18 protein-coding genes are annotated in these 22,012 nt (G+C 70.0%); 14 read left to right on the top strand and 4 right to left on the bottom strand.

From position 1 onward, the window contains the following. Window positions 1–11 precede the first annotated feature (11 nt). Window positions 12–2,918, bottom strand: coding sequence for a bifunctional diguanylate cyclase/phosphodiesterase (locus tag ACXJ1Y_RS20690; protein WP_463847964.1), 2,907 nt, complete (start codon window positions 2,916–2,918; stop codon window positions 12–14). Window positions 2,919–3,001: 83 nt separating this feature from the next. Further along, a complete protein-coding gene (locus tag ACXJ1Y_RS20685) occupies window positions 3,002–3,289 on the bottom strand; it encodes a hypothetical protein (RefSeq protein ID WP_463847963.1) in 288 nt (95 codons plus the stop codon). Window positions 3,290–3,428: 139 nt separating this feature from the next. On the opposite strand from ACXJ1Y_RS20685, the gene ACXJ1Y_RS20680 reads away from it, so the two are divergent. The 7 genes from ACXJ1Y_RS20680 (at window position 3,429) to mdoH (ending at window position 10,290) form a co-directional block, all read left to right on the top strand. Continuing rightward, window positions 3,429–4,535: an SMP-30/gluconolactonase/LRE family protein gene (locus ACXJ1Y_RS20680; protein WP_463850187.1), complete on the top strand. Its 1,107-nt coding sequence runs from the start codon at window positions 3,429–3,431 to the stop codon at window positions 4,533–4,535. A gap of 96 nt (window positions 4,536–4,631) precedes the next feature. Next, window positions 4,632–4,985, top strand: coding sequence for a hypothetical protein (locus ACXJ1Y_RS20675; RefSeq protein WP_463847962.1), 354 nt, complete (start codon window positions 4,632–4,634; stop codon window positions 4,983–4,985). A gap of 75 nt (window positions 4,986–5,060) precedes the next feature. Continuing rightward, on the top strand, window positions 5,061–5,414 hold the full coding sequence (locus ACXJ1Y_RS20670) for a hypothetical protein (protein ID WP_463847961.1): 354 nt from the start codon (window positions 5,061–5,063) through the stop codon (window positions 5,412–5,414). Window positions 5,415–5,446: 32 nt separating this feature from the next. Next, entirely contained in the window at window positions 5,447–5,608 is a 162-nt protein-coding gene (locus ACXJ1Y_RS20665) for a YqaE/Pmp3 family membrane protein (RefSeq protein WP_463847960.1), read from the top strand. Window positions 5,609–6,028: 420 nt separating this feature from the next. Next, window positions 6,029–6,472 carry a Ros/MucR family transcriptional regulator gene (locus tag ACXJ1Y_RS20660; protein ID WP_463847959.1) on the top strand — a complete coding sequence of 148 codons (444 nt, stop codon included), beginning with the start codon at window positions 6,029–6,031 and terminating at the stop codon, window positions 6,470–6,472. 129 nt (window positions 6,473–6,601) lie between these two features. Continuing rightward, a complete protein-coding gene (locus ACXJ1Y_RS20655) occupies window positions 6,602–8,155 on the top strand; it encodes an OpgD/OpgG family glucan biosynthesis protein (RefSeq protein WP_463847958.1) in 1,554 nt (517 codons plus the stop codon). Further along, window positions 8,155–10,290, top strand: coding sequence for a glucans biosynthesis glucosyltransferase MdoH (gene mdoH / locus ACXJ1Y_RS20650; RefSeq protein WP_463847957.1), 2,136 nt, complete (start codon window positions 8,155–8,157; stop codon window positions 10,288–10,290). Before ACXJ1Y_RS20655 ends, mdoH begins: the two co-directional genes overlap by 1 nt. Before the next feature lie 2 nt (window positions 10,291–10,292). Here the strand turns inward: mdoH and ACXJ1Y_RS20645 are convergent, their stop codons facing one another. Beyond that, entirely contained in the window at window positions 10,293–10,841 is a 549-nt protein-coding gene (locus ACXJ1Y_RS20645) for an invasion associated locus B family protein (RefSeq protein ID WP_463847956.1), read from the bottom strand. 221 nt (window positions 10,842–11,062) lie between these two features. Here ACXJ1Y_RS20645 and ACXJ1Y_RS20640 point away from each other — a divergent pair, with 221 nt between their 5' ends. Next, complete coding sequence (locus ACXJ1Y_RS20640; RefSeq protein WP_463847955.1) at window positions 11,063–12,256, top strand: YbfB/YjiJ family MFS transporter; 1,194 nt, start codon at window positions 11,063–11,065, stop codon at window positions 12,254–12,256. Window position 12,257: 1 nt separating this feature from the next. Here ACXJ1Y_RS20640 and ACXJ1Y_RS20635 read toward each other — a convergent pair whose 3' ends face one another. Further along, entirely contained in the window at window positions 12,258–12,734 is a 477-nt protein-coding gene (locus tag ACXJ1Y_RS20635; protein WP_463847954.1) for a CYTH domain-containing protein, read from the bottom strand. A 419-nt stretch (window positions 12,735–13,153) separates the two neighbouring features. Between ACXJ1Y_RS20635 and ACXJ1Y_RS20630 the strand changes: the two genes are divergently transcribed. From ACXJ1Y_RS20630 to ACXJ1Y_RS20605, 6 genes are all read left to right on the top strand, one after another. Beyond that, window positions 13,154–15,610: a PAS domain-containing protein gene (locus ACXJ1Y_RS20630; protein WP_463847953.1), complete on the top strand. Its 2,457-nt coding sequence runs from the start codon at window positions 13,154–13,156 to the stop codon at window positions 15,608–15,610. Window positions 15,611–15,682: 72 nt separating this feature from the next. After that, a complete protein-coding gene (locus ACXJ1Y_RS20625) occupies window positions 15,683–17,263 on the top strand; it encodes a sigma 54-interacting transcriptional regulator (RefSeq protein WP_463847952.1) in 1,581 nt (526 codons plus the stop codon). A gap of 206 nt (window positions 17,264–17,469) precedes the next feature. Further along, window positions 17,470–18,021, top strand: a complete 552-nt coding sequence (locus tag ACXJ1Y_RS20620; protein ID WP_463847951.1) for an OsmC family protein — start codon at window positions 17,470–17,472, stop codon at window positions 18,019–18,021. A 58-nt stretch (window positions 18,022–18,079) separates the two neighbouring features. Further along, entirely contained in the window at window positions 18,080–19,261 is a 1,182-nt protein-coding gene (locus tag ACXJ1Y_RS20615) for an acyl-CoA dehydrogenase family protein (protein WP_463847950.1), read from the top strand. Beyond that, window positions 19,258–20,592, top strand: coding sequence for an FAD-dependent oxidoreductase (locus ACXJ1Y_RS20610; protein WP_463847949.1), 1,335 nt, complete (start codon window positions 19,258–19,260; stop codon window positions 20,590–20,592). The genes ACXJ1Y_RS20615 and ACXJ1Y_RS20610 overlap by 4 nt, the downstream gene beginning before the upstream one ends. A gap of 59 nt (window positions 20,593–20,651) precedes the next feature. Continuing rightward, window positions 20,652–22,010, top strand: a complete 1,359-nt coding sequence (locus ACXJ1Y_RS20605) for a CmpA/NrtA family ABC transporter substrate-binding protein (RefSeq protein WP_463847948.1) — start codon at window positions 20,652–20,654, stop codon at window positions 22,008–22,010. Window positions 22,011–22,012 lie beyond the last annotated feature (2 nt).

Here is a 22,012-nt window from a genome sequence, read left to right as displayed (position 1 = left end):
AATTCCTTCGTCTAACCTCCGTTCGACCCGGCGCGTTTCAGGGGTCGGCCGGTTTGTCTTTCGGGGGGCGCGAGGCGGGCCTGCCCGTCCCTGGCCCAGGCCGCCGCCGCGCCCTCGCCCCGGAGATAGTGGGCGAAGACCTCGATGGGTTCGGGCCTGCCGACGAGGTAGCCCTGCACCTCGTCGCACTCCTCCTCGGTGAGGAAGCGCATCTGGTCGGAGGTTTCCACCCCCTCGGCCACCACGCCCATGCCGAGGCTGCGCCCGAGGCCGAGCACCGCGCGGACGATGACCGCCGCCTGGGGGCTCCCCTCGACATGGCCGACGAAGGAGCGGTCGATCTTGATCTTGTCGAAGGGGAAGGCCTGCAGCGTCGCGAGGGAGGAATAGCCGGTGCCGAAATCGTCCATGGCGATGGAGATGCCGAAGCTCTTGAGCCGGCGCAGGATGCTGAGCGCCCGGGCCATGTCGTTGATGATGACCGATTCGGTGATCTCCAGTTCGAGCCGCGCGGGCGGCAGGCGCGCCTCGGCCAGGATGGCGAGGACCCGCTCGGCGAGGTCCGGCTGTTGGAACTGGAGGGGCGAGAGGTTCACGGCGATCTTGAGGGGTCGGTCCCAGCTCGCCGCCTCGCGGCAGGCCGCCCGCAGCACCCATTCGCCGAGGGCCATGATGAGCCCGCTCTCCTCGGCCAGGGGCACGAAGACGCTCGGCGGCACGAGCCCGCGCGTGGGGTGGCGCCAGCGCACCAGCGCCTCGAACCCCACGAGGTCCCGCCCGCCCGTGGTCATCTGTGGCTGGTAGTGGAGCGTGAGTTCGTTCGCCTCGATGGCCTCGCGGAGGTCGCATTCGAGGTCGCGGCGTTCGGCCACCGCCTCGTCCATGGCGGATTCGAACACGCGGTGGGTGTTCCGCCCCTCCAGCTTCGCCCGGTAGAGGGCGAGGTCGGCGCGCTTGAACACCTCCTCGCCGCTCTGGCCGTGCTCTGGCACCAAAGCGATGCCGATGCTGAGGCCGACCTCCATCCGCTGCTCGCCGAAGGGGATCGGCGCGTTCACGGAAAGGATGAGGCGCCGCGCCAGATCCTCGATGGCGGCGAGGTCGCCTCCCTCGGCCACCAGCACGGCGAACTCGTCGCCGCCCAGGCGGGCCACCACATCCTCCGCGTGCATCTCCACCCGGATGCGGTGGGCGACGGCGCGCAGCACCGTATCCCCCGCGAGGTGGCCGAGGCGGTCGTTGACGGCCTTGAACCGGTCGAGGTCGAGGCACAGCACCGCCGCCGAGCCCCCGCGCTGCCGGAGTTCGCCGAGGCGTTCGTCGAGGCGATCGTAGAACAGGGCGCGGTTGGGCAGGTCGGTGAGGCCGTCGTGGCGGGCCATGTGGGCGATCTGGCCCTCGGCGGCCTTGCGGGCGCTGATGTCGATCTGCGTGCCGACGAAGCGCAGGGGGCGGCCGTCCTCGGCGCGGGCGACCACCCGGCCCCGGGTGAGGAGCCACGCCCAGGCGCCGTCGCTGCGGCGCATCCGGTGCTCGCACTCGTAGAGCGCCGTGCGGCCTTCGAGGTGGTCTTCCAGGGTGCGCTCGGTGAGGGGCGCATCCTCGGGGTGGACGAGCATCCGCCATGTGCGGGCATGGGCTTCGAGATCGCCCGGCTGGTAGCCCAACACCTGCCACCACCGCTCCGAGCACCATGCGGCGCCGGTCGCGAGGTCGGAATCCCACAGGCCATCGCTGCCGGCGTCGAGGGCCAGCGCGAGCCGCGCCTCGCTCTGCGTCACCCGGATCTCGGCGGCCTTGCGGGCGGTGATGTCGGTGAAGGTGAGCACGGCGCCGCCCCCGGCGAGGGGCACGAGCCGCACCTCCACGACGCTGCCCTGCGGGCCCTCATGCTCGAAGGCATAGGTCTCCCCCATCGCGATCCCGTCGAGGGACCAGTGGCGCAGCCGTTCGGGCGCATGGGCGAAGCGGCCGGCGGCGATCAGGTAGGAGCACACCGCCTCGAACGCGGCCTGGGCGCGCATCAGCGTGGGCGGCAGGCCGAGCAGGGCGCCGGCGCGCTCGTTGCACACCCGTACCGTGCCGGCGGAATCGACCATCATCAGGCCCTGGTCCATCGTCTCCAGGACCGTATCGAGCAGTTCGGACTTCTCCCGCAGGAGTTGCTTGCCCTCGCGCAGGCTGCGGTTCGTGCGGTGCAGGTGCTCGACGAACAGCGCCAGGGCCGACAGGGCGAGGATGGTCAGCATGCCCGCCGCGATACCGAGCGCCAGCGCGCCGCGCGGGAAGGTGTTCACCTCCGGCACGAAGGTCGGATCGGGCACGATCTCCACGGCCGCCATGGCGATGAAGTGCAGGCAGGCGATGGCCCCCGTGAGGAGCGTGGCCGACACGACGTCGGCCCCACGCCCGGCCGAGCGCCGGGCGGCGGTGAGGGCCAGCGCGGCGAGGCCGGTGCCCACCGCCAGGGCGACGCCGACCATGGGGATGTTCCAGGAGAAAAAGCCCGGCAGGCGCACGCCGGCCATGCCGGTGAAGTGCATGGCCGCGATGCCGAGACCGAGCACCGCCCCGGCGAAGGCTGCGCCCGCCGCGCCGGGCAGGTGCCGGGCGAGGACCAGGGCGGTGCAGGACGAGGCCACGCCGACGCCGAGGGACAGGAGGGTCAGGGACAGATCGTAGCCGATGCCGAAGCCGGGATCGTAGCCGAGCATCGCGATGAAATGCGTGCACCAGATGCCGATGCCGGCCGCGAGACCCGCGCCGAGGATCCAGGCGGCATGGCTCGCCTGCGCGCCGCCCCGTGCCTGACGCAGGAGGTAGAGCGTCGCGAGGCAGGAAAACCAGCAGACCAGGGCGGCGAGCGGTACCGCCCAGGCCGTGTGTTCGTAGGTCAGGCAGAAGAACGCGCGGTACATGGGTCCATCGAGCCCCCGACAGACGGGCACGATGGACTCACACAACTTTAAGATGAGTTAGTTTGCAACCTGCTGGCGATATCCTAGCGGCCAAGTGATGGGCCGCCGGCCGAGCCGCCGGTGCCGGGCGGGCCGCTCGTGTTGGTGCCGCCGATGTTCACGCCGGGTGTCGTGCCGGGGATCGGCGAGTTGCTGGGGTTGGCCTCGTTCCCGCGGGTGACCGGGCTCGGGCCGAGATCGCGCTCGCCGCGCGTGACGCCACCGACGCTGGCGGGCGGTGTGACGCCCGTGTTGCCCGCGCCTCCGGTGACGGTCTGGGCCATGGCAGGCGTTGCGAGGGCGAGCGACAGGGCGAGGAGGGTGAGCCGCATGAGATCCAATCCGTTCGGGGGGAAGCCGGCGGCAACGGATCGGGCGGGCGAAGGTTCATCCCCGCTGCGGCGTCACCGCCGGGAACCAGCCGCGCGACGGCGGCTTTCCGAGGCTGAACGCCTTCAGGGACCCTGCATGATCCGCCAGACGCTCGCCGCCGCCTTCCTCGTGTCCTTCGGCCTCGGCGGGCCGGGCCATGCCGAAGGGGGCCCCCAGTTCGACGGCTCGGCGCTGAAGACGATGCTGCAGAGCGACAGCCTCGTCTTCAACGGCGTCACCCGCTCGCAGGACGGGCGGGTGTTCTCGCCGTTCCAGCGGCAGAGCAAGGACAAGGGCATCGAACTCGGCGAGTGGAAGGACGGCAAGGTCGTCGCCTACCCGAACGAGGCCTGGAACGCCTGGAAGCAGGGCGACGACCCGGCCAAGGCCTTCGTCGCGGTGAACGCGATCCGCATGGGGCCGGACGGCGACCTATGGGTGCTCGACAAGGGCGCGCCGGGGCTCGGCGAAGCCCCGCTGGCCAACGGGCCGAAGCTCGTGCAGATCGACATCGCCAAGAACGAGATCCGCAAGGTGTATCCGCTCGGGGCGGCCACCAACGACAAAAGCTTCATCGACGATTTCCGCTTCAACGGCGGCAAGGTCTACCTCACCGATGCCGGGCAGCCGGGGCTGATCGTGCTCGATCTCGCCTCCGGCAAGCTGCGGCGGGTGCTCGACGGACATTGGTCGACCATCGCGCAGCGTCCGCTCACCGGCCAGGGCCGCGTGCTGCGCGACGACAAGGGTAAGCTCCTGGCGATCCACGCGGATCAGCTCGAAGTCTCGCCGGATGGCAAGATCTTCTACTACCAGCCCTGCACCGGGCCGCTCTACAGCATCGAGACCCAATGGCTCGATGACGAGAACGCCAGCGACGCGGAGCGCGCCCGCCACGTGAAGCTGTTCGCACCGACCGTGGCGACGGGCGGGACGGCCATCGCCGCCGACGGCACCATCTATTCCAGCGACACGGACGCCCTGCGCATCCTGAAGATCGCCCCGGACGGCACGACGAGCACCCTTGTGCAGGACCCCCGCCTCGTCTGGGTCGATGCCATGTGGATCGACGATGAGGGCGGGCTCTGGATTCCCGCCGCGCAGATGAACCGCACGCCGGCCATGAACGGCGGCGAATCCTCGACCGTGAAGTTCCCCACCACGATCTACCGCCTCGACATCGGCGCGAAGCCCGTCCGAAATTGAGGTGCGCAGACGCGCGGCGGTGGATGTCTCCTCCGCCGCCGCTGCATCGCACGGCGGATCGGCTAAAGTCGGGGCATTGCCGCCCCGTCCCGCGTGATGTCCCCGCTGTCCGAAACGCCCGCTCCCATCCGTGACGATCCGGCCGAAGGGCTGGCGAAGGTGCACCGTCTGGCGACGGAGCTTGCGGCCCGGATGCGCTATGCGCAGATCGTGGAGCGTCCTCTGCCATCGGAACAGGTCGAGGCGCTCGTCCAGGCCGCCCGGCTGCTGCAGGAGAAGGGCGAGCCCTGGCCACAACTTGTGGGCGAAGTTTTGAAGCAGGTCGCCGACGATCTGGCGGCGGAGGACGAGCCGAAGGAGCCGGAAGCCGAGGGCGGCCGCATCGTCGCCGGGCTGAACCGTTTCCTCGGCGCATTCCGGCGCGAGGCGAAGGCGCCACGGGAAGCCTGAGCGGGTGGCGACGCGCCGCACGCAGCCTTTGCGGCGGTGTCGCGTTGGCCCCGCACGACTAGCCAGGGCTCCACGATGCTTCGCTCCGAAACCCCACCCCCGCCGGGAAACCTCGAATCCCACGAGCCGCCGGAGAACGACCGCCCGAACGCCGCCCAGTTGAAGGGCGACATCAACAGCGGCCGTACCGGGGACAAGATCGAGCATGTCGATGTCGGGGCCGCGATGCTGGGCACCTGCGAGGAAGCGGGCGGCGCCCCGCCGACGTCGCAGGAGGTGAAGCTCGCGCGCAAGAACGAGGCGGCATCCGAGCGCGTCCGCGACGCCGCCGACCCGCACGGCAAGCGCAGTTGGACCCTTCCGCTTTACGGCGGGGTTCTCGCGGCTATCTGCGTCGTGCTGGTCGTCGGGCTGATGCTGATCCGTTGATCGCCACCCGGCCGACAAGGAGTTCTCGTTTCATGGTCATGATCATCATCTGCTTCCTGGCGCCGTGGCTCGCCATGTTCCTGCGCGGGAAGATCTTCCAGGGCATCGTCTGCATCATCCTCCACCTGACGCTGATCGGCTGGATTCCCGCGACCATCTGGGCGCTCGTGGTCACGCGGAAGGAGACGGCCTGACAGGCTCGCCGAGGCTGAGAGCCCGAGGCCGTGATGGAGGCTGGAGCGTGGTGTGACATTCGATGGAATGCCGCACCGCGCTCATTTCATTGCAGAACTGCTTTGCTTCATGGCCGAAACGACGCAAAAACAACCTATTCATCCGTCACGGCCATTCACTATACTTTCATAAGGCGGGGTCGATGCGAAGCCTCCACTTTAGGCAGTATACATGAGGCGATAGGCGCGGAGCCGGCCTGTAATGAGCTCGCCGCGCCGAGCTTGGCCATACGATTTCCACAATCGATAATCTTACTGATGAGCATCAAGCCATTCGCTGAGCGCTGATCTGTAATACACCGCTACGACACCATTCCCCCTTGCACTCTACGCCGTTTAGGCTCATCGCGAAGTCGAGGGTGCAATCACGGAAACATACGAATGTCTCAAGAAACCGAAGGGCACGGCTTCGACTTCATGGTCGCGACCGGCGACATCGTCGCCGCCTATGTGTCGCACAATCATGTTGCCGCAGCCGACCTGCCCCACCTGATCGCCACCGTGCACCAGTCCCTCGGTGCCCTCGGCTCGAACGCTCCTGCCGTTCAGGAGGAGACGGTCGAGAAGCCGTCCGCCGCCCAGGTCCGCAAGTCGATCCAGCCGGACGCGATCATCAGCTTCCTCGACGGCCGCCGCTACAAGACGCTGAAGCGCCACCTCGCGGCGCATGGCTTCTCCCCGGCGACCTACCGCGAGCGGTTCGGCCTCGTGGCGGATTACCCGATGGTGGCTCCGTCCTACAGCGAGAAGCGGTCGAACCTGGCGAAGTCCCTCGGCCTCGGCCGCCCGACCGACTCCGCCGTGCCCGGCCGGAAGGCGGCCTGATCCGACCCGCACCGGCCGCACGGGTGACGCCCGGCGGCCGGCGCCTCGCGATAGCCGGGACAGCGGGGAACCATTCAGCCACCTTGGCTATATCTGTAGCTCCGTGACGCGCTGAAGAGACCCAATCCCGTGCATCGACGCAACGTCCTCCTCGGCGGATCCGGTACGGCTCTGGCTGGCCTCCTGGATTGGGGTCTGCTGCCGGGCGCCGCGCTGGCGGAGACGAACGATAAGCAACCCGCCCCGGCGCCCGCACCGGGCCCGTTCGAGGGATCGACCGTCCGCCGCCTCGCGCAGGCGCTGTCGAAGCAGCCGTTCAAGGCGCCCTCCACCGACCTGCCGGGGGCGATCAAGTCCCTCAGCTACGATCAGTATCGCGGCATCCGCTTCCGCAAGGAGCGCGCCCTGTGGCGCGACCAGAAGCTGCCCTTCGAGGTGCAGTTCTTTCCGCGCGGCTTCCTCTTCCGCCCGGCCGTCGACATCTTCGAGGTGGCCGACGGCAAGGCGACCGCCGTGCCCTACAGCGCCGACCTGTTCAGCTATGACGACCCGACATTCCGGGTGACGGAGCCGCTGGGCTTCGCGGGCTTCCGCATCCACGTGCCGGGCCAGGGCGGCGGCGATAGCGACGAACTCTGCGCGTTTCTCGGCGCGAGCTACTTCCGCGCCATCACCCAGGGGCAGCAATACGGCCTCTCCGCGCGCGGTCTCGCCATCGGCACCGGGAACGCGAAGGGCGAGGAATTCGCCCGTTTCCGCTCGTTCTGGCTGGAGAAGCCGAAGGCCGATTCCCCGGCCCTGGTGATCCATGCCCTTCTCGACAGCGAGAGCGTGACCGGCGCCTACCGCTTCACCGTGCGGCCGGGCACGGCGACCGTGTTCGACGTCGAGAGCGTGCTCTACCCCCGCGTCGACATCGTCGAATCCGGCATCGCGCCGCTCACCAGCATGTACCAATTGTCGCCGAAGGATTCCCGCCGGTTCGACGAGTGGCGCCCGGCCGTCTACGATTCCGAGGCGCTGCTGATGTGGACCGGCCAGGGCGAGCAGATCTGGCGTCCGCTGTGCAATCCCGTGGACCTGCAATTCAGCGTGTTCGGGCAGGCCAATCCGCGCGGCTTCGGGCTGATGCAGCGGGACCGCATCTTCGCGGATTACCAGGACCTCGAAGCCCGCTACGACAAGCGGCCGAGCCTCTGGATCGAACCCATCGGCGATTGGGGCGAAGGCGCCATCGACCTCGTGGAGATCCCGACGCCCAACGAGACCAACGACAACATCGTCGCGTTCTGGCGCCCGAAGGACAAGCTCTCCGCCCACGGCGAATACACCTACACCTACCGGATGCACTGGGGCTGGGACACGCCCTGGCCGACCCGATTGGCGCGCGTCACCCGGACCATGATCGGCGCGGGGCCGGAGGACAACAGCCGCATCTTCGTCATCGACGTGGTGGGCGAGGCGGTGAAGGGGAAGGGCGCCGACGTGCCGTTCCGCGCGGAGGTCGGCACGAGCGTCGGCAAAGTCACCGACGTGTCGGCCATCCCCAACCCCGAGACGGGCGGATGGCGGGTGAGCTTCCATCTGCGCCACGGCGGCGCCAAGCTCGCGGAACTGCGCTGCGTCCTGCTCGGTGACGCCGGGCCGGTCTCCGAGACCTGGCTCTACCGCTGGACCGCCTGATGCCGATTCTGGACGCCGTGTCCGACGCGGCGACGGTTCCCGCCCTTCCGGCCCCCGCCCCGCTGGACATGCCGGTCCAGTCGCTGCGCGCCGAGCCGCGCCGCGAGACCGGGCTGATCGCGCCCGCGCGGGGCGTCGGCCTGCGGCGGCTCCTCGTCATCGGCGGCGCCGTGGTGATGACCGCCATCGGCGGGCGGCAGATGTACCTCGTCCTCAACGGGGCGGGGCAGAGTTTCCTCGGTTGGGCGGTACTCATCCTCTTCGTCGTCCTGTTCGCGTGGATCGCCCTCGCCTTCACGAGCGCCCTCGGCGGCCTGATCGACATGCTGGCCGGGCGCCGCAGGATTGCCGATGAGAGCCTGCCGGAACTCGGCACGCGCACGGCCTTGCTGATGCCCTGCTACAACGAAAACCCGGCGCGGATCGCGGCGGGCCTGCAGGCGATTTACGAATCCCTCCAGGCGACCGGCCGGCTCGACCGCTTCGACTTCTTCATCCTGAGCGACACGACCGACCCGGACGTGTGGATCGCGGAGGAGGCCTCCTACCTCGCCCTGCGCGAGCGGACGGGGGGCCACGCGAGGATCTTCTACCGGCGCCGGGCCAAGAACACCGAGCGCAAGGCCGGCAACATCGCCGATTGGGTGCGCCGCTTCGGCGGGGCCTACCCGTTCATGCTTATCCTCGACGCGGACAGCGTGATGGAGGGCGCCAGCGTCGTGCGCCTCGCGGCGCTGATGGAGAAGGAGCCCGGCACTGGCCTGATCCAGACCCTGCCGGTGATCGTGAACGGCACGACGCTGTTCGCGCGGATGCAGCAATTCGCCGGGCGGATCTACGGCCCGCTCATCGCCCACGGCATCGCCCGGTGGCACGGCACCGAGGGCAATTACTGGGGCCACAACGCCATCATCCGCACCCGCGCCTTCGCCGAGCAGGCGGGCCTGCCGGTGCTGCGCGGGCGCACGCCCTTCGGCGGCCACGTGCTCAGCCACGATTTCGTGGAGGCGGCCTTGATCCGCCGGGGCGGCTGGGCCGTGCGCATGGTGCCCGACCTGCCCGGCAGCTTCGAGGAGGGCCCGCCCTCCCTCACCGACGTCGCGGTGCGAGATCGGCGCTGGTGCCAGGGCAACCTGCAGCACGCCGCCGTGCTGCCGACGCGGGGGCTCCACTGGGTCAGCCGGCTGCACCTGATGATGGGCATCGGCAGCTACGTGACCTCGCCCCTGTGGTTGGTCTTCCTGCTGTTCGGCGTGCTCATCTCGCTGCAATCGCGCTTCGTGCGACCCGAATATTTCGGTGAAGGCCCCTCGCTGTTTCCGAACTGGCCGAAGGTCGATCCGGTGCTCGCCGAGCAGCTCTTCACCGCCACGATGGCGGTGCTGCTGGCGCCGAAGCTGATGGCCTACATCGCCCTGCTGTTCGACAGCCGCCTGCGCCGGGCCTGCGGCGGCGGCCTGCGCGCCTTCGGCAGCGTGCTGGTCGAGACTTTGATCGGCGGCCTGATCGCCCCCATCGCGATGCTGATTCAATCCTCGGCGGTGGTCGGCGTGCTGCTCGGGCGGGATTCCGGCTGGAACGCGCAGCGCCGGGACGACGGGAGGGTGCCGGTCGGCGCCGTGATCCGCGGCTACTGGCAGTACACGCTGTTCGGCCTGATCCTGGCGGGCGCCGCCTACGCGGTGTCGACTCCGCTCTTCCTCTGGATGACGCCTGTGCTGGTCGGCCTCGGCCTCGCCGTGCCGCTGGTGCTGCTGACATCGAGCCGCAGCGCCGGCCGCGCCCTGCGCCGCCTCGGCCTGCTGCGGATCCCGGAGGAGATCGCCCCGCCGCCCTCGCTGCAACGGGCGCTCGGCCTCTACCGGCAGTTGAGCCAGGAGATGCAGGACGAAGACGCGATGCAGCGCCTGATCCGCGATCCGGCCCTGCGTCGGCACCACCTCGACGCCCTGCCGCCGCCCCGCAGGCGCGGGGAAGGCCCGCTGGACGCGAACCTCGTGGTGGGCTGCGCCAAGCTCGCCGATGCGGACAGCCTCGACCACGCCTGGGCGAGCCTCTCCCGCGCCGAACGGGCCGCCGTCCTGGGCTCCCGCGAGGGGATGAAGGCCGCGCTCGCCCTCGCCGAACCGGCCTGACGTCAGGTCCGGTTCAGGGCTTCGATGGCCTGCTGAAGGCCGCGCAGGGAGAGCGGCAGCACCATCGGCCGGCCCGTCGCGTCCGTGAAGGTGAGTCGCCCCGGCTCGGCGGCGGCCAGGTAGGCCCTGAGCGCATCGGCCGGGGGCTGGACCTCCGCAACGCAGCCGCCGGGGATGCAGCGCCGCCACGGCAACTCGATCGGCCGCGCGTCCTTCTCCGACAGCGAGAGGGCGGCGCTGCTCGGCAGCACGATGTTGGTCGGCAGCACGACCATGATCCGCAGGGGCTCACCGGACTTCGCGCGGCTGAAGGTGATCTGCGCCACGGGGACCGTGCGGTCCTTGTCCTTCACCTGGATGGTCTGCGCGACCTCGCAGACTTGGCTCTTGTCGTTCCCCCGCTGGCAGCGGAGCACCCAATCGCCGTAGGCGGCGGTGGTGGCGACCGGGTCGGACGCGACCGGAGCCGGCGCGGGACCGGCCGCCGACGCGACGAAGCCGGAGGCGCAGAGCAGGAAGGCGGCGACCAGACCGGTTTGTATCAGTGACATCACAATGTCCGGATGGGGCATCGACCGGACCGGCCGATATTGCAAGTTGTGTTTGGACAATACTTATATTTATAGTTGTATTGGCCGGATATCGTCATCGAATACAAGCTCTCGCTCGCCGGCACAAGAACCGGCGCGGCTATACCGGAGGCGTTTCACCGCGAGCCTGATGGCGGATTCGGCGTTCCCAAGCCGGGGCTGCCGTGCTCAACCTTTGGGCAATGACGACGCCTACGCCTTCCCCCGCCCATTCCCTCGGCACGAATCGGCCCATCGTCGCAAGCGGCCTCGTCGCGCTCGCCATCGCCATGGGCATCGGGCGATTCGCCTTCACCCCGCTCATGCCGCTCATGGTCCGGGATGGAACGCTCGATGTCGCCTCCGGCGCGGAATGGGCGGCGGCGAACTATCTCGGCTATTTCGTCGGGGCACTCACGGCGTCGTGGTTCTCCGGCAATCCCCGCCGGGGCCTGCTGCTCAGCCTGCTCGGCGTCGCGGTGACGACCCTCGCCATGGCCGCCGTCGGGGCAGCCTCGCCCGGCTTCCTCGGCGCGGGGCTGCGGGCGGCGGCGGGGGTGTTCAGCGCCTGGGCCCTGATCTGCGCCAGCGGCTGGTGCCTCGCGGAACTGGCCCGGCGGGGAGCCGCCGCGCTGGGGGCCTGGATCTATACCGGCGTCGGCCTCGGCATCGCCTTCGCGGGCGTGCTGACATGGCTCGGCGGGGTCCAGCCGGCGGAGAGGCTGTGGCTCGAACTTGGGGTGATCGCCGCCCTCGGCGGCCTGCTGGTCCAGGGCCTGTCCCACGGCCAGGGTACGCAGCCGGCGAAGGTCGCGGAGCGTGAGGCGGCGGCCGTCGCCCCCCTGCGCGGGCGGGGGCAGACGGCCCTCGTGATCTGCTACGGCACCTTCGGCTTCGGCTACATCGTCCCCGCGACGTTCCTGCCGGCCATGGCCCGCGCCCTGGCGCCGGACCCGCTGGTGTTCGGGCTGACATGGCCGCTCTTCGGCCTCGCCGCCGCCCTCTCGGTGGCGGCGGTGGCCCGATTCGCCGCGCGGGGCTCGCGGCGACGGATCTGGGCGCTGGCGCAGGCGGTGATGGCGCTCGGCACCGCCCTCCCCCTGGTCGTGCGGACGTTGCCCGCCATCGCCGCCTCGGCGGTGTTCGTGGGCGGCACGTTCATGGTGGCGACCATGGCGGGACTGCAACTCGCCCGGGACGCGCGGCCCGACGACCCGACGCCGCTCCTCGCCCGGATGACGGCCGCCTTCGCCGCCGGCCAGATCGCCGGCCCGCTCATGGTGCGGGCCATCGGCCCCGGGCGCGTCGCCGGGTGGGATGCGTTGAGCTGGACGGGGGCGCTGGCGACGATCCTGCTCGTCCTTACCGCGCTCTGGCTCTGGCGCGCGGAGGACTGATTCAGGCGGCGATCAGCAGCGGCCGACGCATCCCGGCCGCGAGCCGCGAATTGCGATAGCGCTCGTCGGTGGTCACTTCGTGCCCGATCCAGGACGGGAGCGGAACGTCATCGTCCTCGCGGATCAATTCGACCTCGGCCAGGATAAGGCCGGCGAGGCTTCCGGCGAACAGGTCCACCTCCCAGGTGAAGCGGCCGAGCTCGATTCGGTGCCGGACCTTCTCGACCCTGAGCCGGGGCGAAACCGTGCGGAGCATCGCCGCGCCGAGGTCGGCATCGACCTCACGCTCTATCTCCTCGCGGACGGCGCCCTGTCGCTTGCCCTTCCAGGCGACGAAGTAGCGCTCACCCATCCGCCGCACCCGAAGGGTGTTCTCGGCATCCGTGTGCAGGTAGCCCTGGACGATGCGGACCCCGTTCCGGCAGTGCTCCAGCACCGACGGGTTGGCGAGGAATTTCCGCTCGATCTCGATCGACATGCAGTGCCTGGGACGTTCGCGATGCGACGTCGTTACGCACAACCGGTCCGAAGACAAGGGCTCCGGACGGACCGCTTCCGGTTATCCCGCACACGCGGCGGGCGAGGAAACGCATCGCCCCGATGCTAACGAAGGTGAATCTGGGCCTGTTCGTTGCAGAGCAGGCCTGCCCAAAAGTCATGCAGGCGGGCGTGGCGCGGCCCTTCGCTGCGACAGGAGTTGAGGTCGTGCGGGACCAAGGAGCGTTCCGGGAGGTTCACCCTCAACTTGGGTTGGCTTTGCGAGGCGCCTATCACGCGGGAGCGTCGGGCGCCGTCCAAGGCCAACCCGTGCCGGCATCGATGCGGTAGGCATGATTACAGGTATGCACGGCAACACGTTCCCCTGGGTGGGGGGCCCTCGGGTGGGTCGCGACGCCCGTGGCTGACCCGTTCCGGTTCCTGCCCCCGGGTGGTTTGACGGGCGCCGAGATCCGCGCCCACGACTGGTCGGCGACCCCGCTCGGCCCGCCGGAGGCATGGCCGCCGGCGCTGCGGAGCACGCTCGCGCTGATGCTGTCATGCCCCACCGCGATGTTCCTGGCCTGGGGACCGGACCTGCGGTGCTTCTACAACGACGCCTACCGGCCGATGCTCGGCTACCGCCTGAGCGACGCCCTCGGGCGCCCCTTCCGCGAGGTCTGGGCCAGCATCTGGGACGAGATCGAACCGCTCGTGGCGGCGACCCTCGCGGGCGAGAGCCAGACCCTCACGGACGTCATGCTCGACCTGTCGCGGGACGGAGCCTCCGAACAGGGCTGGTGGTCCTTCACCTACTCGCCCGTGCTGGATGAGTCAGGCGGGGTGAACGGCCTGTTCTGCGTCACCGCCGAGACGACGGCGCGGGTGCGCGGCGAAGCCCGCCTGCGGGAGAGCGAGGACCATTTCCGCCATACGGTCGAACTGAACCCGCAGGTGCCCTGGACCTGCGATCCGCAAGGCAACATCACCTCCTACTCGAAGCGCTGGCTCGACCTGACGGGGCAGGCCCCCGGCGAGCCGGACGGCGCGGGCTGGATCAAGGCCCTGCACCCGGACGACGTCCCCTGGACCGTCACCGTGTTCACGCAATGCCTCGCCTCGGGCGAGCCGGTCGATGTCGATTACCGCATCCGCGATGCGCGCACCGGCACGTACCGCTGGATGCGCGCCCGCGCCCAGCCGCGACGCGGGGACGACGGCGCCATCCTCCGCTGGTACGGCGTGGTGGAGGACATCCACGACCGCAAGCTCGCCGAGGACGGCCTGCGCGAGATGAACGCCACGCTGGAGCGGCGGGTCGCGGGGGCGCTGTCCGAGCGCAAGCTCTGGGCGGACGTGTTCGAGACCACCGACGCCCTCGTCGGCGTCCTCGATTCCGGCTACCGCTTCCTCGCCGTGAACGCCGCCTATGCCCGAGAGTTCGAATCCCTCTACGGTGTGCGCCCCAGGGCCGGCGACAACCTGCTCGACCTCCTGGCGGATCATCCCGAACACCGGGACGCCGTGCACGCCGTCTGGTCGCGGGCGCTCTCGGGCGAGGAGTTCACGATCGTCGCGGAGTTCGGCGATCCGGCCCGGACGCGGCACTGCTACGAGTTGAAGTTCACGACCCTGCGGGATGCGCAGGGACGGCCGCTCGGCGCCTTCCAATACGCGCAGGACGTCAGCGAGCGCCTGCGCAGCGAGGAGCAATTGGCCCGCGCCGAGGAGGCGTTGCGCCATGCCCAGCGGATGGAGGCGGTGGGCCAGCTGACCGGCGGCGTGGCCCACGACTTCAACAACCTGCTCACGATCATCCGCTCGTCGGTGGAGTTCCTGCGCCGGCCGAACCTCGCGGAGGAGCGGCGCACCCGCTACCTCGAAGCGGTGTCCGACACGGTGGACCGCGCGGCCCGCCTGACGAGCCAGCTTCTCGCCTTCGCCCGCCGCCAGCCCCTCGCCCCCGAGGTGCTGGAAGTCGGAGAGCGCCTCGGCGGCGTGGCCGACATGCTGAACGCCGTGACGGGCGCGCGCATCCGCATCGTCACCGAGGTCCCAGACGGGCCCTGCCACGTCCGGGCCGACCCGAGCCAGTTCGAGACGGCCCTGGTCAACCTCGCGGTGAACGCCCGCGACGCGATGGATGGTGAAGGGACGCTCACCCTCCGGCTCACCGGCGGGACGGCGCTGCCGTCCATTCGCGGACACGCAGGGGCGCCGGGGCCGTTCGCCGCCATCTCGGTGACGGACGAAGGGCCGGGCATCGCGCCGGATCTGCTGGTGCGGATCTTCGAGCCGTTCTTCACCACCAAGGATGTCGGCAAGGGCACCGGGCTCGGGCTTTCCCAGGTGATCGGCTTCACCAAGCAATCCGGCGGCGACGTGGAGGTCGTGAGCGAGCCCGGCCGGGGGGCGACCTTCACCCTCTACCTGCCGCAGGTCGATGCCCCGCCGCCCCCGAAGGAGAGCGATGCCGGCGCGGATGACGGGCAAGCCGACGGGCGCCCGCTCTGCGTGCTGGTGGTGGAGGACAACCTCGATGTCGGGCGGTTCTGCACGCAGCTTCTGGAGGATCTGGGCCACTCGACCGTCTGGGCGCACAATGCCGAGGCGGCGCTGTCCGAGATGGAGCGGGTGCCGTTCCGGTTCGATGCCGTCTTCTCGGATGTCGTGATGCCGGGGATGGGCGGTGTCGCGTTGGCCCGCCGGCTCCGCACCGAGCACCCGAACCTGCCGGTGATCCTCACCACCGGCTACAGCGACACGCTGGCCCGGGACGATGCCCACGGCTTCGAGCTGGTGCGCAAGCCCTACAGCGCCCAGCAGGTCGCCCGCGCCCTGCGCGGCGTCGTGAACCGGAGGGCCGCCAGCGGCTGAGACCCCGCGCGGGCGATTGCACGAAGCTTGCAGACCATCCGCCGCTTGAGAGACCTCGAAGGGCGCCGCGGGATGGATGAACGGGTCAGGGGTGCGTCCTCCGCGCATTGGCGCACCCAGGAGATGTTCCTGCTGCAGGAGGTGATGAACCTGATCGGCAAGGGCATCCACCTCGATCAGGTCGCGCGCGAGATGCTGCATCTCCTCTCGGAGATCGTCGGCCTCAACCGGGGGCGGATCGTCCTCAAGGACCCGGAGGGGGATGGCTATCGCATCGCCTATTCCTACGGCCTGACGCGGGAGGAGGCCGCCCGGGGGCGCTACGCGGCGGGCGAAGGCATTACCGGCCGCGTCATCAAGGACGGCCATCTCATCATCGTGCAGGACATCGACAAGGACCCGGTCTTCCTCGGCCGGGCGGTCGAGCGCGCCCGGCTCCCGCGGGGCGCGGTCTCGTTCCTCGCGCTGCCGATCCGCGTCGATCACAGGACCGTCGGCGCCATCGCCTGCCACCGCATCCGCCACCGGGAGAGGGCGCTCTCCGACGACCTGACGATCCTGCGGATCATCGCCACCATGGTCAGCCAGTTGCTGACCCTGAACGAGCGGGTGGAGCGGAAGACGCGGGCGCTGGAGGAGCACAACGACATGCTGGCGCGGGAACTGCGCATCAAGCGCGCCCGCTACGGCATCATCGGCACCTCCCCCGCCCTGCTGCGGGCCCTCGGGCAGGTGGAGAAGGTGGCGAACGCGACGGCGAGCGTGCTGCTGCTCGGCGAATCCGGCAGCGGCAAGGAGCTGTTCGCCCGCGCCTTGCACCTCGCGAGCCCGAGGCGGGACCGGCCGTTCATCAAGGTGAACTGCGCCGCCATCCCCGACAGCCTGTTCGAATCCGAATTGTTCGGCCACGAGCGGGGCGCCTTCACGGGCGCGGTGGAGGCGCGGGCCGGCTGGTTCGAGCAGGCGAGCGGCGGCACCATCTTCCTCGATGAGATCGGCGAGATGCCCGCAATCCTCCAGACCAAGCTCCTGCGCACCCTGCAGGAGGGCACGGTGGTGCGCCTGGGCGGCACGCGGGAGATCCGGGTGGACATGCGTCTCGTGGCCGCCACGAACCGCGACCTCGCCGCCGAGGTCGCCCATGGCCGCTTCCGGGAGGACCTGTTCTACCGGCTCAACGTCGTGCCGATCACCCTGCCCCCGCTCGCCGAGCGGCGCAGCGACATCCCCGACCTCGTCCTCCACTTCCTCACGAAGGCGAACCAGGACAACCAGCGCAACGTGAACCTCACCCAGGCGGCCTTCGGCATCCTCGCCCGCCAGCCCTGGCCGGGCAACATCCGGCAACTGGCCAACTTCATCGAGCGGCTGGTCCTCCTCTCCGGGGACGGCGTCCTCGACACCGACGACCTGCGGCCCATGCTCGAAGGGGACAGGATGGCGGGCTTTGCCCCGTCGCGGCCGCTGCCGGGCCCGGCGCCCGAACGGGGAGCACTGATCCGCCCCTACCTCCCCGCGACCTCGCACGACCACGAGCAATTGCGCATCGCCCTCTCCCAGGCCGGGGGCAACAAGACCCGCGCCGCCCAGCGACTCGGCCTGACCGAGCGCCAATTCTCCTACCGCTGGCGCAAGCTCCAGGCGGCCTGCTGAGCGAATCGAACAAAGTCCGACAATGTCGACAAAGTGTCGACGATCGGCGCCGCCGGGCCTGGGCGCGGCAACGTCCTTCTCCACGCAAGCCGTTGCTGGAGAACGATCTTTTAGAATTTTCGACACTCCTTGAGGGTTGGCATCGGGCTTGCCACACCCCTGCCGAGCCGGGCCCGATAGGGCTCGCGCAAGGAGGATCCCTCGCCATGAGCACCAGCGCCGCCCCCAAGACCGTCACGGCCTATCTCCGCCCGATCAACCGCGACGGGCTGATGCAGTTCGCGGAGAAGGGCCGCAACAATCCGGGTTCGCGCGGCACCAACAAGGTGCACACCGTCGTCGACGGCCAGTACCGCTCCTTGAGCTATGTCGGCGACCACGAGCCCGTCGTGGTGGACGAGCCGCTTCACCTGTTCGGCGAGAACACCGCGCCGGCCCCCGGCGAGATCGTGCTCTCGGCCCTGGGCGGCTGCCTCGCGGTGGGCATCACCGCCGTCGCGACCTGGAAGCAGGTGCGCCTCTCGCGCCTCGAACTGCGTCTCGAAGGCGATATCGGCAACCCGGCCGCCTGGGGTGCCGGCGGCGCCGAGAAGGCCCCGGCGGACATGGGCTTCCAAGAGATCCGCGTCGCCGTGACCATCGAGGGCGACGCCTCCCGCGAGGAACTCGACGAGATCGTTCGCCATGCGAACGCCTACTCTCCGGTGGCGAATTCCATGCGCAACCCGATCCCGTTCACGATCGGCCTGGCCGGCTGAGCGCTGCGGCGGGGCCATCGGCGCCCCGCCTCCTTCCCCCTCCAGAGGAGACGGTACGATGGCGAGCGCACCCGCTCTTCGGTTGGTCGAGCCCCCCCTCGGGGCGGCTTCGGCAGTCGGCCCCGACTGGACGGATGAGGCCGTCGTCGCCCGGACGACGGCCATCGCCGAGGGCCCCTTGAGCGCGGCGGCGACGAGCATCGACCACGGCGACTACCCCCTCGACATCATGGGCCAGCTCGGCGCGGCGGGGGCGCTCGGCGTCCATCTCGACCGGCACGGGGGACGCTTCGGGCTCTCGCTTGCCGCGATGCAGGCCGCGAGCCGCGCCTGCGGTGCCACCGGCTTCCTGATGTGGTGCCACGACGTCTGCGGCCTCTACCTCGAACAATCGGGCAACCCGGCCCTGACCGGCGCCGTGCTCGACGATCACCTCACCGGCCGGACCTTCGGCGGCACCGCCCTGTCCAATCCGATGAAGGCGTTTGCCGGGATCGAGCCGATCCTGCTCCGCGCACGCCGCGTCCCCGGCGGCTACCGGGTGAGCGGCATGCTGCCCTGGGTCAGCCATATCGGGCCGGGCCAGTATTGCGGGGCCATCGCGGGCGTGGTCGGCGCGGGCGAGGCGATCAGCCACGAGATCATGTTCCTGCTGGCCTGCGACCGCGCCGAGTTGCGGCCCTGCCCGCAATTCTCCGGCATGGAGGGCACCAGCACCTGGGGCCTGCGCCTGGACGAGTACTTCGTCGGCCAGGACGACCTGATCGCCGACCCGGCCCGGCCCTTCATCGGCCGGATTCGCGCGGCCTTCATCCTGCTCCAATGCGGCATGGGCCTCGGCGTCACCGAAGGCAGCCTCGATTCCATGCATGCGGTCGAGGAGCCCCTCGGCCACGTCAACCAGTTCCTCCACGACCGGCCCGACGCCATCGCCGCCGAACTCGCCGAGTTGCGCGCCCGCGTGATGCGCCTCGCCGAGACGCCCTTCCAGGGCGCGACCGATTACCTGATCGATGTCCTCGACGCCCGCGCGCAGGTGGCCGAACTGGCGCTGCGCGCCTCGCAATCGGCGCTGCTGCACCAGGGGGCGCGGGGCTACCTGATGTCGGCCGCCCCCCAGCGGCGCATCCGCGAGGCGCATTTCGTCGCCATCGTCACCCCGGCGATCAAGCATCTGCGCTGGGAGATGGCGCGGCTCTCGCGGGACATCCTGCCGGCCGGCACCGGAGGCCGGACATGATCGCCCCCGACCCCACGGACGGCCTCGGCCCCTGGAAACAGTTCCTCTGCCGGGCCTGCGGGCTGATCTACGACGAGGGCGAGGGCGACCCGGACGGCGGATTGCCCCCCGGCACGCGCTTCGCCGACATACCCGACGATTGGGCCTGCCCGATCTGCGGCGTGACCAAAGCGGATTTCGAGCCCTACCGACGGCGAACCCCGGTCGCGGCGCCGCCGGTGGCGGTCGCGCCGCAGCGGCGGCCGGGCGTGGTGATCGTCGGTGCCGGCCTCGCCGGCTGGAGCACGGCCGAGGCGATCCGCGCCGAGGACGCCGAGATCCCGATCACCCTCGTGACCGCCTGCGGCGGCGACCTCTACCACAAGCCGGAACTCTCCATCGCCCTCGGGCGCGGCCTCTCGCCCTCCGACCTGCGCCGGGAAACGGGTACGGAAGCCGCTTCCCGCCTCGGGGCGCGGCTAATGAGCGAGACCTTCGCCATCGGCCTCTCGCCGGAGCGGCACAGCCTGCGCACCACGCGCGGCACCCTGCCCTACACCCATCTCGTCCTCGCCCATGGCGCCCGCCCCGCCCTGCCCGCCTGCCTCGACCCCGCCCTGTGCTGGCGGGTGAACGACCTCGCCGCGTGGTCCGGCCTGCATGCCGAACTGGCGCAGGGGCCCCGCAACGTCGCCATCATCGGCGCCGGCTTGGTCGGCTGCGAGCTGGCCGAGGATCTGGCGCGGGCCGGTCACAGGGTGACGCTCATCGGGGCCGAGGCGCGGCCCCTGCCCGAACTCCTGCCGGAACAGGCCGCGCGCCGTCTGCTCGCCGGGCTCGGCGGGCTCGGCGTCCGCTTCCGGGGTGGCACCCTGGTGAACGGCCTCGCCCGCCGGCCGGAGGGCGACATCGCCCTCGCCCTCGCCGATGGGACGAGCCTCGTCGCCGGGACCGTCATCGCCGCGACCGGGCTCGCGACGCCCTCCCGCCTCGTGCGCGGGGCCGGGCTCGCCTTCGACAAGGGCATCGCCGTCGATCCGGCAACCCTGCGCACCAGCGCCCCCGACATCTTCGCGCTCGGCGATTGCATCAGCATCGCCGGCAGCCCCTGCCGCTTCATCGAGCCGGTGGCACGGCAGGCCCAGGTAATCGCGCGGGCGATCCTCGGCCGGGAGAGCCCCGGCTATGCCCACGCCGCCCCCGTCATCCGCCTGAAGACCCGCTCGGCCCCGATCGAGCTTCATGGCGTGCCCGTGAGCGGCGCCCCCTGGCACGTCACCGAGGAGAGCGAGCGCCGGCTCGCGATGGAGCAGCGCCAGGGTGGCGAGGTCGTCGCCTGGCTGGCCGCCTAGCGCCGCTGTTGGCGCAAGTGTTGCTGTGAGTTTCTGAGACCACCCCGCCGGAGATCGCGATGGCCCTGTTCGACAAGCCCTTCGGCACCCCGCGTCGCCTCCGGGGCGGTTGCTCCTGCGGGGGCCATGCGGATCAGGCCGCCCACGAGGCGGCGCTCCCCTCGGGCGATGCCGCCATCACGCAGGCCGTGGAGGCGACGATGATGCGGGCGCTGTTCCCGCACGCCGCCGAACGCCGCGCCTTCCTGCGCAGCGTGGGCCTCGCGACGGCGGCGGCGGCCGTGAACCAGTTCCTGCCCACGGGCTTCATCGCCGAGGCCTTCGCGGAGGCGGGCAAGCCGGAGAAGACGGACCTGAAGGTCGGCTTCATCCCGATCACCTGCGCGACGCCGATCATCATGGCCAAGCCCATGGGCTTCTACGAGAAGCAGGGGCTCAACGTCGATGTGGTGAAGACCGCAGGCTGGGCGGTGGTGCGCGACAAGACCTTGAACAAGGAATACGACGCCGCCCACATGCTGGCGCCGATGCCGCTCGCCCTTACCCTGGGCCTCGGCTCGAACCCCGTGCCCTTCGCGGTCCCGGCCATCGAGAACGTCAACGGGCAGGCAATCTGCCTCGCCAACAAGCACAAGGACAACCGCGACCCGAAGAACTGGAAGGGCTTCAAGCTCGCGATCCCGTTCGATTACTCGAACCACAATTACCTGCTGCGCTACTACCTCGCCGAGCATGGGATCGACCCCGACACCGATGTGCAATTGCGCCTCGTGCCCCCGCCGGAGATGGTCGCCAACCTGCGGGCGGACAACATCGACGGGTTCCTCGCCCCCGACAACTTGGTCCAGCGGGCGGTCTACGACGGCGTGGGCTTCATCCATATCCTGTCGAAGGAGATCTGGGACGGGCATCCCTGCTGCTCCTTCTCGGTGGCGCAGGACACGATCCGCGAGATGCCCAACGCCACGGCCGCGCTGCTGCGCGCCGTCCTTCAGGCCACCGCCTATGCCTCGAAGCCGGAGAACCGGAAGGAGATCGCCGCCGCCATCGCCCCCGCCAACTACCTGAACCAGCCGGTGACGGTGGTGGAGCAGGTCCTCACCGGCACCTACGCGGACGGGCTCGGCAGCGTGAAGAAGGACCCGAAGCGGATCGCCTTCGATCCCTTCCCCTACGAGAGCTTCGCCATCTGGACGCTGACGCAGATGAAGCGCTGGGGCCAGATCAAGGGCGATATCGATTACGCGGCGGTGGCTCGCCAAGTCTACCGCGCCACCGACGCGGCCAAGCTGATGCGCCAGGACGGGATGACGCCCCCGGAGGCGACCACCAAGACCTTCGTGGTCATGGGCAAGACCTTCGATCCCTCGAAGCCGAAGGAATACCTCGAATCCTTCGCCATCAAGCGTGCGAGCTGAGC

The organism is Methylobacterium sp. TK26 (assembly GCF_055361565.1).
This window is presented reverse-complemented; position numbering and strand designations above follow the sequence as displayed.